This is a genomic window from Paucilactobacillus salsurae, from assembly GCF_054784995.1.
In genome coordinates this window covers 18141-29865 of record NZ_BAAHWX010000015.1, presented here as the reverse complement: position 1 = coordinate 29865, position 11725 = coordinate 18141, and the positions used below count along the sequence as shown (strand labels likewise).

Genomic DNA, 11725 nt, shown 5'->3' with positions numbered 1-11725 from the left:
TTTTAGCTGGCTAGGAAAATATCGGCGCCTCTGGCGCAATTGTGAGCGAAAGCTGAACACCAGTAAGATGATGATTAGCTTAGCCTTCCTGCGAATACTCTTGAAAAGATTCTAAACACGTTCTTAGTCAAACCTTTACAGCTTCCATCTTCGCACTAATAATGAATCATGCCTTAAAACGGGGCATCCAACATTCTCACGGTCAAATCACAATGAAAATGATGAATGAACTTAGTGATGCCTCAAATTTGTCCAAGTTGCCTGAACATCTTTTACCACAAATGCGCAACATTTTTCACAATGGTTTGCAAAATATCATGATTATGAGTTGCATTTTACTATTCGTAGCACTAGTTATTAATGTTTGGGCACTTGGAATTGAAAAAAGAAAATTACTTAACTAAAAAACAGCGAACAGTTAAAAATTAACTATTCGCTGTTTTTTCATTTTATTTCACGAACCTCATTCAGTATTGCTTGATAATTAACAGGATCGTGACCGAATCGACCAACAAAGACACCGTCAACGTCATCACTATTCACAATGTCTGGCGTTGATTCTTTTGAAATTGATCCACCATATATAATTCGTGCTTTCTGCGCCACCAACGAACCAAACTGGTTCTTTAAAATATCTCGAATAATATGATGCGCTTCATGCACATAGTTAGCATCGGCAGCCTGTTTTTGACCAATTGCCCATCCTGGTTCATAAGCAAAAATTATAGTCTGAGCCTGTTGTGGTTTTACGTCAGTTAAATAAGCCGTTAGTTGCTTTTTTAACTTCTGCGTAAACGCTGGCATTGACAGTTTGGTGTTACCATCCCCCAAACACAATACTGGCACCAACTGATTGTCCAAAACCAAACGTACTTTTTGATTAATCATTACGGGCGTCTCATGAAAAATGTTGAGTCGTTCATTGTGGCCTAGTTCGACATAACGACCACCAACTTCCATCAATGTTTCCAGTGAATATTCTCCTGTCATTGCCCCATTAAGTTTTGGCGCAATATTTTGCGACCCAAACCCAATTTGACTATTAGCTAAGACCTGCGCCACAGTATCAATCGTCCCTAAACTCGGTAATAAAAACTGTTCAATCGCCGTTTCTTGTCCACATAATTCGTTTAATTTACTACTAAGCTGACGTGTTTTTAGGTTCGTATTAATATAATTTTTTAAACTAAAACCAACAACGGGTCGTCGATTCATTCATCTTCACCTGCTATTTAATCATGATTTTTTCACCAACTGTGATGGTTGGTAAATCCTTTACTTCTAAATAAATTGTTCCTGGCAATTCAGCTTGCGTGCTCCCGTCTGCTTTAAAAGTGGCGTGGCCAATCTTTTCAAGGTTTTGTTGCGCAATATTGCCAACAGCAGTGATTTCAAATTGTTCATCACCAATGCTAAGTTGATCGCCAACTTTAATTTGTCCATTCACTTCAAGCTTATTGGTCATGATACTATAATTTTTAACCTGTGTCATAACACTTTCAGCTGGAAATAAGAGCAAAATCCCTTCATTTAAAAATCGTTGTGCTTCCTTTCCAACAGAAACGACTTCACTTTCTAAAATCATCAAGTAATCCCCCTTATTTACACAGCCTGTGCACCTGCATCTGCAAATTCTTCCATGTTAGGTTGTTCATTAAGACGGTCTTTAGCATAGTGTTTCTTCAACCACTTATCAAAGTATGCCACAATGAACGGTGCAATCAAGAGTGTGATAATACTTGCAGTTGCACATTGAGCAGTGGCAATATCTGCATATTTTGCAAGTGATGGATCGGCAGCCGCAACAATACCTGGTGTTAAAGCTGAGTTGGCAGCGACTGTTCCTAGAACTGCACCCAGTGGTGTTTTCTTTTTGAGTAATAAATTGTAAACAAAGAAGTAACCGACACCGACTAATAATGCTAAGAATCCAAGTAAAATACCTGATAAACCGGCCTGTAAAATTGTGGAAACACTAGTGTTAGCACCAATCGCAAACGACATAAAGATGATAACCAATGGTTGAGCTTGACTACATAATTCACGGAAGTTTTTATCAAAATTGCCCCAAATAGCCCCCACAAGTAGGGGTAAAATCATCGCAACAATTTGTTGCCAAGGAATGCTGGCAAGGCCTGTCATCCCCATCGCAACCATTGTCACAAACGGACCATCTTTAATACAGAAAATGGAAATTGCTCCGGTATCACTAGCATTACCATATTCTGAAGCTAGGGCAATATATAATGAACTGTTTGAACTAGTTAATGCTGAAATTAAGGCAAATGGTGTGAGTCCTAAAACACCTGCTACTCCAAACATGCTACCAACAATCCAGCCGATACCTCCACCGACAATAAATTTCATAATCAACATCACAGAGCCTTTGTAAAGTGGTGCACCAGCCTGTTTAAAGTTAATTGATGACCCACACACAATCAGGAACAAGCCCATCATGGCCTGGTTCCCTTCTTTTAGAAGTGCCGTTGCCGGACCCCCAATTTTTAAAATTTCAGGGAACAAAGTGTTGATCGCAATTGCGAGTAGTAACGGGACAATGATGAATCCACCTGGAACGCGCTTTAAAAAGTTCATTTAGACTTCTCCTCCTACATGGTCAGGTTGCATTGCTTCTTGAAAAATTCGTTTAACGGCCACTTGAGCGGTGTCTTCTTTTCCAGTTAGTCCACCTTTTCCAATTGTGACAACGTCTTTATACGGTCCACCAATAATTCTGCCGAGATCAGTTTGCGGAATGACATAATCAATTAATGAAATGCCAGCGGCACCTAATGCCTTCAAAGTAGCGACCATGGTGTCTCCACCGGTCATGTATAGTCCTTTGATTGAAACCTGTGAACGACTCAGCGCTTTTTTAACGATGTCTGACAAGGCATCATTAATATTTCTGGCAGCTTGACCTTTTGGCATTGATTCATTGCGTTCAATCTCTTCCAAATCAAGAACCGGACTTGAAACAGCAGTTTCTAACATTACGACATTGACCGTGTCATCTTGAAGTGCTGCAATGACCTTAGCAATTGCTGCTTCTTTAACTTCATGGCATTTCGAAGCATTTTGGGCAATCAATAATGGCGCCACAGGCACCCTGGAAACGCTTTCATTTTTATCCAAAAAAGTAATTTGTTGCTTGGTCACACTCGTCGCACTTCCAGCAACCACAACCACTTTTCCATCAAATGAACTAAGATCTGGTTGTTCATCTTCAGTAGCCTGAACATTATCATCGCCAAAGCCTCGAACTAAAGCCATCTTTTGCGTGAATGGTCCTGGATCAATGGCTAACACTGACCACTGTAATTCATGCAAACACTGTGCAATCAATTCGATTTCATCCAAACTAATCGCATCGCAAATAATAATACGAGCGCCTAATGAACGCTGGTTAACTAAGGCAGCACTCACTGCCTCTTTACCGGCTAAAATTGATGACAAATCTAACTGTCCAATTCGATGTTTGGTTTGTTTATCAATCATTGTGGGAATATGAGTTTCATTGATTGGTGTCAAAACGTCTTTAGCTACGTCTGTTTTTTGAAGCGCTGTGCCATCGATGACAGAATAGCCACCGACCAATATCCGCTTTGATTGTGGCATGGCTGGCACCATAATACCAATTGTGTCATCAGGTAAATGATCTAACATTTCGTCAACTTCACAACCAATGCCACCGCGCAAGGTTGTATCAATTCGCTTTGAAAAATACGTTGCACCTTGTTTTTTTAATGCTTCAATCGATTGTGCAATCGCCGCTTTGGCATCTTCTGATTTCATATGGCGACTGTTACTACTTAGAACGATTGCTTCAGCTTGATCACTGTCTTGCATTTCATCTGGTGAAAAATATGCGGCCGTTTTAACCTTTGATCGTGCTAACAGCACACCGACAGTAGTTGCGCCAGTTAAATCGTCGGCAATAATTCCAATTTTATTCATGTCGTCACCTACCCTGCTACTTTGGCACGATGCTCTTCTTGCATCTTCCAGTAATCGGCTGCCACCATAATTGATTCTTCCAAACTAATATAATTAGCAATATTCTTACCAGCAATATCAAATGCGGTTCCGTGGTCTACTGAACTACGAATGAATGGTAATCCCCATGTAATCGTAACTGCTTTTTCAAAGTCAAGGGTTTTACATGCAATGTGTCCTTGGTCATGATATAACGATAAAATGGCGTCATAATGGCCGTGCAGCATCAAGTTAAAGACTGAATCAGCAGGTACCGGTCCGACAACGTTCAAACCTTGTGCATTTGCTTCTTTAACAGCTGGGATTAATTGTTTTTCTTCTTCATCCCCAAATAAACCATTATCAGAGCCATGTGGATTCAAAGCTGCCAATGCAATTTCTGGATGTTCATAACCAATGCCTTCTAGTACTTGGTTGATTTCACCCAAATCTTTGACACAGCGATCTTTGCTTGCATAGTCAATCGCATTTTTTAAAGACATATGACGACTCACAAAGAAAACTTTTAAATTACGGACATGAAACATGGTTAATGCAAAATCAGATTTAGTATTGTGATCAAAGATTTCAGTATGTCCTTCTTCTTTAACCCCAACTAACTTGATTGCCCGTTTGTGAATAGGCGCCGTACCAACAACATCAACTTTTTTTGCATTTCCTAATTCGATGGCTTTCATCACGAAATCATATGACATTTGCCCAGCTAATTTTTGCACTTTACCATATTCAATGGAATCGCAGTCGTAGTCCCCTGTTGTAATCAGATCAATGGTTCCTAATTTATAAACGCCTTCACTAGGATCTGAAATAATATTTAAATCATAATCACAATTCTTTAATTTCATCGCACGACGAATGGTACCTTCTGCTCCAATTAAAAGCGGATTCATTTTTTCATAAACTTCTGGTTGTTCTAATGTCTCAACACAGGTTTCTGGGCCGATTCCTGCTGGATCTCCGATTGTCACTGCCACAATTGGTTTTTTCATCGTTATTTCCTCCACATTTTTGATTAATGATTACACTGTTTCTTGAAAAGTTTGCCAGTCGGCAGCAAATGCTGCTAGTCCGTTATCAGTCAATGGATGACTCCAAAGCTTAGGGAATAGTTTACCCGGAATAGTAGCAATGTCTGAACCAGCTTTAGCCACCTTTTCAACATGACCAGTATTACGAATGCTGGCTGAAATAATTTCGGTTTGAATGCCATAATTATCAAATATTTCGCGTAGATTCTTTACTAAAGATACACCATCACTTGCAATATCATCCAGGCGGCCTAGGAATGGACTGACATAAGTAGCACCAGCCTTAGCGGCCATTAACCCTTGAACGGCAGAAAAAATCAGTGTCACATTTGTTTTAATGCCTTCTTGACTCAAGATATGAACCGCACGTAATCCTTCTTCTGTCATTGGGATTTTCACGATAATGTTAGGTGCCCATTTAGCTAGCCCTCGCGCTTGATCAACCATTTCGTCACTATCAGAAGAAGTGACTTCGGCACTCACAGGACCACTAACGATTGTACAAATTTCCTTAATAACAGTTTCAAAATCTTTGCCTTCACGAGCAATGATACTAGGATTGGTGGTCACACCATCAACCAGGCCCAACTCATTAATGCGTTTGATTTCTTCAATGTTAGCTGTATCTAAAAAGAATTTCATGTTTGTCCTCCTAACAAGTGCCGTTTTCAATGGCCATAATTTCATCTACTTTTTGCGCTGAACTTTTTCCATGTCCAGCAGTTGTAAAGGTTTGAGCTAAGTATTCTTTTGCGATTACCTTGGCAGCTTCCATCCCTATTACTTTACCACCCATTGTGATAATTTGGGCGTTATTACTAAGTTCTGCTCGTTGTGCTGAATAAACATCATGAGCTTGGGCTGCACGAATACCCTTAACCTTGTTAGCAGCAATTGCCATACCAATGCCAGTGCCACAAATTAAAATACCACGTTCAACATCTTGATTTTTAATAGCATTAGCAACCATAGCCGCAATTTCTGGATAATGAGTTTCATTTTTTTCATGAATCCCATAATCCACCATTTCATATCCTAATGTTTCCAAGTAGGCTTTGACCGTTTCTTTCATGTCAAATCCATTAACATCTGCACCAATTCCAACTTTCATTTGTTTTCACCACCATTTATTAATTGCTTTCATATTAATTTGAATTGAAAGATAAGTCAATCATTATTTTGAAAACGTTACCAAATGAAAATATTTTCTTAATACTTATGATTTACTGTGCAAACAGTGCTTTTTAATATCAAATGCTGTAATATATGAGTATGAATTAATACGAGGGGTGCCTTTTATGTATACAAATGAAAGACGAAATTCCATATTAGAGCTGGTTAAACAACAAGAATCTGTTTCAGTTGATTTCTTATCAAAAGAATTTGGTGTTTCAACGGTTACGATTCGTTCCGATTTAAAATTTTTACAGGATAAAAATCTGATTATTCGCACACATGGTGGTGCCACTAAAATAACAAAGGGCAGTCCCCTTGAAGCTATCGATACGGAATACCAAGTGCGCAAAACAAAAAACATTGGCGAAAAAGAAACAATTGCCAAAAAAGCTGCTCAATACATCCACGAAGGTGACTGCATCATTTTAGACGCAAGCACTACTTGTTATGAGTTTGCTAAAGAGCTTGTGAAGCTCCCCATTCGCATGACTGTTTTAACTAGTGGCTTACGAACAGCGAATTTATTGAAAGATTCCACCTACTTAACCGTCATTGTCATTGGTGGCATTGTCAAAACCAATTCAAATGTAATTGAAAGTACTTTAGGAATGGGAATCCTAAATAACTTCAACATCGATACCTTCTTCACCTCGAGTTATGCAATCTCAATTGAAGATGGGTTATCCGATTTCAGTTTGTATGAATCTGATTCGAAACGTGAATTTGTCAATCATGCTGATAAAACAATTGCACTGGTTGATCACACTAAATTTGAAAAAAAATCAATTGTGCGTTTCTGTTCAGTTGATCAAATTAGCCTCGTGATTTCTGATAATCAGTTGGCACCTAAAACTGTCCAATCATATCAAAAATATACAAAAATCGTCTAAAAAAACACGCACAAGAAAAATTTCTTGTGCGTGTTTTATTGCGTTAATTTAACTATATTTATGTGCGAGTTTCCCAGCGACTGCAGCTGCAATCGCACCAACAATATCATCAATAAACGTATTAACTGAATCTTTACTCTTATCTAAATTACCAATAATACCAGGCTTAACTCGATCAACATGGCCATAATTAGTCACACCAATGGAACCATACATATTGGCAATTTGGAGTGCCAATGTTTCATCAACACCGAAAACCCCAGCATCGTGTTCTACGATTGATTGCAGTGGTTCGTCTAATTGATGTTGCGTGGCCATTTTGTCCAAATACAGGCCCACCATGACGTTATTAAGCAACTCTCGTTTATGCATCACATCAATTGTAGCGGCCTCGTATTCATCTAAAGTGACCTCAGGTAAAAAGCCATGTTGCAAATCATATGTGATTTGTGCAATGTCTTTATATGTGACGCCTTTTTTCTTAAGTTCTGTTTCGACATAGTCATAGGCTTTGGTATCTGGATACCTAAAATTATCTATCATATTTTATCATCTACTCTTCCAATAAATTACCTACCATCATACCATGTTCCGGTAATTTATTCTCGAATGACGATTAAATTTGATTTAAGTATGTTTGTTCAGCTCTTTTACGGAGTTTAACGGCGTCTTGCATACTATCTGTGACGGAATTTAAAACATACTTTCCGCGCACCATCAAACGAGCAACATACTTATCACGAGTCTTATCATACGAAACGCCAACACAACCTGACTTGTTGCGTTTTGATCGAATTAAAGTTGCATATGGAATACCTTCTTCGTTCACCAATGAGCCTCTGCGACGGCCACTAATTAGTCGTGGGTCATTTAACATTGCTTGACGGCTATGTTCTCGTCTCAAACAGCCACAGCTTTTGGTGGTGCCATTTACTAAACTATAGCGATCAGCCACAATATAATTGCCACAATCACACTGGCAAACCCATTGCGCATTCCCATTAGCTGTTCGTTTGTCCGCTTTTTTTATGATAACTAGTCGTCCGTATCGTTGATTGGTCATATCAATTAATTTCATAATTCGTACCTCTTTGTGCATTGTTCAAAATAGTATCAATTCAATTTATAATTTATATGGTATAGCCTATTAATCTATTACACAATACTGATACGGTGCCACTTATTTGCTATTCGAAAAAAAGTTTGGGACTATCTTTCAGATTGGCTGATATCACTACATATAAAGGACTTTCTTTAATGTGATTTTCCTGCAGAAATGCCAAAATATTGTGACTCGGCTGCCAATCGTAAACGAACGGCATCTTCAAACCTAATTGCTTGTTTGTTTAAAACATATTTTCCCTTAAAACGCAGGCGCGCAACATATTTACCAGAACTTTTGTCAAACGAAACCCCAACTTGTCCACTTTTATTGCGCTTTGATACGACTAATGAATTTAGTGAAACACCTCTTTCATCTGTCGCATAAGTCGATGCACGTTGACTACTAAGAAACCCTAGATTTTCACTACTAGTTTTTTTTGAAACTTCACGTCGCAAACAACCACAACTCTTTGTATCTCCGCGGCGTAACCGATAACCATTGACAGTCGTCAGATGTCCACATGAACAACGACATAACCAATGTAAATTACCATCTTTTGTTTTCTTTTCACTACGCGCAACCACAGTTAATCGACCAAATGTTTGTCCGATTAAATTGATAGTATGTGTCTGTTTATCATGACAACTCCGCTGTTCTAACTTTGAATTAACCACGAAATTTCCTCCTTCATTACCCAAACATAATCCATATTTATGCAGATTTATACATTTCAATTCTTATCAATAAAATTGCAAGTATTTGTTCTTAAATAATTAGACTAATTATACCCAACTCTATTTCTACTTGTTTAGTACAAAAGCTGTCATTATGTACAAAGATTTCTTTATATCATTATCATTTATCGATGGGTATGTTTTTTATGACTTTGTCCATTGTAGTCATCATCATATCAACAGTGATTTCATCTGCGTGATTTTCCCACCAAGTAAACAAACGCCAACGTCCACCAAGTGTGTATTGTGTGAGTAACTGTTTTTCTTCAATCGTTAAATCCGGTTGAATACTTTGAATTAATTGTTGGTAAGCAGGCTCATCTCGACGATCCATTTTCGTCTGAAAAGAATTCATGGCATTCACACCGCTAAGTATCCTAAAGGCATCTATATGTGATTGCATGACAGTAAATATTTCAAGTGTCGTTTCTCGAAAAATTTGATAGTTAAATTGACCAGGCAAACAATCTGCATATGTCGGTAACTGTGTCAATAGCTGATTTTCCGTTAAATCAAGCACATCATAAATTGAATCAAAATAGCCATAAAAGCTACTGCGACTCACATGGGCAGACTTAACTAACTTTGTTACTGTTATATCATTGATGGGCGTTTTTTCCATTAATTTTAGTAATGTTGAACACAATTGAATCCTGATCGTTTGCTTTTCTAACATAAATAACATCACAACTTTTCTTTATCCCTATTTTTGCCGCTTTATACATTATACACTACTCTACGGCTTGCTGCGAAGTTGCTGCATTTTTTATTCAGTTGGAAGCAATCCTAACCGCGTAAATTTCCAGTTGTGTATTTTTAATCCTAAATTAGCATGCGCCCACCGTAAGGTTTGATAGGCTTGATCAGCAATATTTTCTTGCCGTTTACTATTTTGGTCGTCGCCATGATCGTTCACAGACGAAATGTTTTCATAAGATAATTCCATCGCCTGCGTTAACAATTCAAACGTCATGTTTAACAAAGACAATAATTCGTCGCGCTGTGAACCATTTAATTGACCGATAAATAATGTCAAATCGTAATTCTTTTGAGCCAGACGACGAAAATAGTCGCGCAGCGATAAAGTTTCTTCCTTAACCGCGAAATACACCAAATAATGATTAATCGTCTGGATATCGACTAATTTTCCCGTTATTTTTTGATTAATTCCGGCATTCAAATACGGATCAATATTGGTTTGCGTCCAGACATTATCTGGTGACTGAGAAAGTTCACGTAAGACCATATTTTCCAAACTGAAAAGCGCACACAGACCCTTAATTAAATTAGGCGAAAAGCTGGTTCGTTGCCACGCTTCTGGTTGATCTAATTTTAATAATCCTAACTGCATATAAGCATCATTAAAAAAATGCTTTTGGGCAATAAAGTGAGCAACACCTTGTTTTGACGCAACATATAACGGATTTTCATCACGCTTACTACCAATTTTTAGTACTAAATCGGGATCATTTTGTAGCGCCTTAACTTGTTGATCAACATTGGTTCGAAAGCTCTTAGTTGTGATTGTCTGGAATTTCGTCATGATTGTCCCCCCGCATAATTAATGATAGAAACGTTTATTTTTTTGATATAATACCACATCTCTAACAAAAAAAGAAAAGTGCTACTAAAACTGCTGAATAGCGCTTTTCAAAGGTTCTAAACTTTCTTTTTTGATTTAATCCAGTTCGCCACAAAATGATAAAACGGTTGACTTAAATTGGCATATTCGATTGCTTGTTCAAAGTCTGCGCTAATCATGTCTTCATCTTGACCATTGATTAATTTTTCTGCCCAGTTAGGATCCACAATTAACTGGCGAGCTACTGCTACCACTTCTGCATTTTGCAAGACTTCACTTACATCTGCACGAGTACGAACACCACCAACGCCAACCAAAGGCTTTTGCCCATTAATTGCTTCATGAATGTATTGAATAAGTGGTTTATCCTGGTATTGTGCTGTGTGAGAAACGTAGTTATGATCCACTAATGATAAATGGAGGTAATCCAGTCGAGTCTCAACGAGTTGCGACAATAAGTAGAAAGTATCATCGAGTGTAATGCCAGGATTAGTATGTTCCTCCGGCGAAAATCGATAGCCAACTGCAAATGGTCTGCGCGCATACTCATCAACAGTTGCAAAGACTTCCTCAATCACTTCTTTAATAAACGTATAGCGTTTTTCCACCGAGCCACCATACTGATCTGTTCGTAGATTGGATTGTGGAGAGAAGAATTGTTGGAACAGATAATTATTAGCGCCATGAATTTCAACACCATCAAATCCGGCTTCAATTGCCCGTCGTGTGGCTTGTCCAAATGCCTTAACTGTCTTATGAATGTCATCGACCGTCATTTCACGTGGCACTGGTGATTTTTTATTTGGATCACGATGCAGAGCTGCCACGGCACTAGCTGAAACAGCCTGTCGGCCCATTAACGCAATTGGATTACTCATTCGGCCACCATGAAAAATTTGCACGATAGCTTTAGCACCATTATTTTGAATGGCACTGGCTAATTGTTTGAGTTCAGGTAATTTGTCATCACTAGCAATACTTAGTTCACCTTGCCAACCTTTGCCACCATCTTGTACATTAGCCGAACCCGTAATAATTGCCCCGACACCTTTAGCTCGATCAGAGTAGTGCTTAATCTCATTAGTGGTAATCGTACCATCATAAAAACTTTGGACAGTTGTGACTGGTGACATGACTAATCGATTTTTAAGCGTCACACCAGATGCAAACTCCATTGGATCATTAAAACTAACCATATTAAGTTCCTCCCGATT

General features: G+C 38.4%; 14 protein-coding genes and 2 pseudogenes. 3 read left to right on the top strand and 13 right to left on the bottom strand.

What is annotated here, in order from left to right; translation table 11 throughout:
• Both ACYVQZ_RS09190 and ACYVQZ_RS09185 read left to right on the top strand, forming a co-directional pair.
• Positions 1 to 115 (top strand): annotated as a pseudogene (locus ACYVQZ_RS09190) (IS5/IS1182 family transposase); the annotation flags it as partial.
• A gap of 4 nt (positions 116 to 119) precedes the next feature.
• Positions 120 to 404, top strand: a pseudogene (locus ACYVQZ_RS09185) (MFS transporter); the annotation flags it as partial.
• A 40-nt stretch (positions 405 to 444) separates the two neighbouring features.
• Here ACYVQZ_RS09185 and ACYVQZ_RS09180 read toward each other — a convergent pair.
• From ACYVQZ_RS09180 to ACYVQZ_RS09150, 7 genes are read right to left on the bottom strand one after another with little or no spacing between them, the layout of a single operon-like run.
• The gene (locus ACYVQZ_RS09180) at positions 445 to 1215 is read right to left on the bottom strand and encodes a triose-phosphate isomerase family protein (RefSeq protein WP_461241084.1); all 771 of its coding nucleotides are present in this window, start codon (positions 1213 to 1215) and stop codon (positions 445 to 447) included.
• A 13-nt stretch (positions 1216 to 1228) separates the two neighbouring features.
• Positions 1229 to 1585: a PTS glucitol/sorbitol transporter subunit IIA gene (locus ACYVQZ_RS09175; RefSeq protein ID WP_461241083.1), complete on the bottom strand. Its 357-nt coding sequence runs from the start codon at positions 1583 to 1585 to the stop codon at positions 1229 to 1231.
• Between the two features lie 17 nt (positions 1586 to 1602).
• Positions 1603 to 2595 (bottom strand): 2-keto-3-deoxygluconate permease, encoded by a 993-nt coding sequence (locus tag ACYVQZ_RS09170; protein ID WP_461241082.1) that lies wholly within the window; start codon positions 2593 to 2595, stop codon positions 1603 to 1605.
• A complete protein-coding gene (locus tag ACYVQZ_RS09165; protein WP_461241081.1) occupies positions 2596 to 3957 on the bottom strand; it encodes a four-carbon acid sugar kinase family protein in 1362 nt (453 codons plus the stop codon).
• An 8-nt stretch (positions 3958 to 3965) separates the two neighbouring features.
• Positions 3966 to 4985 carry a 4-hydroxythreonine-4-phosphate dehydrogenase PdxA gene (gene pdxA / locus ACYVQZ_RS09160; protein WP_461241080.1) on the bottom strand — a complete coding sequence of 340 codons (1020 nt, stop codon included), beginning with the start codon at positions 4983 to 4985 and terminating at the stop codon, positions 3966 to 3968.
• 30 nt (positions 4986 to 5015) lie between these two features.
• Positions 5016 to 5666: a fructose-6-phosphate aldolase gene (gene fsa / locus ACYVQZ_RS09155; RefSeq protein ID WP_461241079.1), complete on the bottom strand. Its 651-nt coding sequence runs from the start codon at positions 5664 to 5666 to the stop codon at positions 5016 to 5018.
• Between the two features lie 10 nt (positions 5667 to 5676).
• On the bottom strand, positions 5677 to 6135 hold the full coding sequence (locus ACYVQZ_RS09150; RefSeq protein ID WP_461241078.1) for an RpiB/LacA/LacB family sugar-phosphate isomerase: 459 nt from the start codon (positions 6133 to 6135) through the stop codon (positions 5677 to 5679).
• A gap of 187 nt (positions 6136 to 6322) precedes the next feature.
• Between ACYVQZ_RS09150 and ACYVQZ_RS09145 the strand changes: the two genes are divergently transcribed.
• Complete coding sequence (locus tag ACYVQZ_RS09145; RefSeq protein WP_461241077.1) at positions 6323 to 7090, top strand: DeoR/GlpR family DNA-binding transcription regulator; 768 nt, start codon at positions 6323 to 6325, stop codon at positions 7088 to 7090.
• 48 nt (positions 7091 to 7138) lie between these two features.
• Here the strand turns inward: ACYVQZ_RS09145 and ACYVQZ_RS09140 are convergent, their stop codons facing one another.
• The 6 genes from ACYVQZ_RS09140 to ACYVQZ_RS09115 form a co-directional block, all read right to left on the bottom strand.
• Positions 7139 to 7633 carry a phosphatidylglycerophosphatase A family protein gene (locus tag ACYVQZ_RS09140; protein WP_461241076.1) on the bottom strand — a complete coding sequence of 165 codons (495 nt, stop codon included), beginning with the start codon at positions 7631 to 7633 and terminating at the stop codon, positions 7139 to 7141.
• A gap of 73 nt (positions 7634 to 7706) precedes the next feature.
• The gene (locus ACYVQZ_RS09135; RefSeq protein ID WP_461241075.1) at positions 7707 to 8168 is read right to left on the bottom strand and encodes an AP2 domain-containing protein; all 462 of its coding nucleotides are present in this window, start codon (positions 8166 to 8168) and stop codon (positions 7707 to 7709) included.
• 176 nt (positions 8169 to 8344) lie between these two features.
• Entirely contained in the window at positions 8345 to 8869 is a 525-nt protein-coding gene (locus tag ACYVQZ_RS09130) for a hypothetical protein (protein ID WP_461241074.1), read from the bottom strand.
• A gap of 181 nt (positions 8870 to 9050) precedes the next feature.
• Complete coding sequence (locus tag ACYVQZ_RS09125) at positions 9051 to 9605, bottom strand: hypothetical protein (RefSeq protein ID WP_461241073.1); 555 nt, start codon at positions 9603 to 9605, stop codon at positions 9051 to 9053.
• Between the two features lie 90 nt (positions 9606 to 9695).
• Positions 9696 to 10472, bottom strand: coding sequence for a hypothetical protein (locus tag ACYVQZ_RS09120; RefSeq protein ID WP_461241072.1), 777 nt, complete (start codon positions 10470 to 10472; stop codon positions 9696 to 9698).
• Positions 10473 to 10588: 116 nt separating this feature from the next.
• Positions 10589 to 11707, bottom strand: coding sequence for an NADH-dependent flavin oxidoreductase (locus ACYVQZ_RS09115; protein WP_461241071.1), 1119 nt, complete (start codon positions 11705 to 11707; stop codon positions 10589 to 10591).
• Positions 11708 to 11725: the final 18 nt, after the last annotated feature.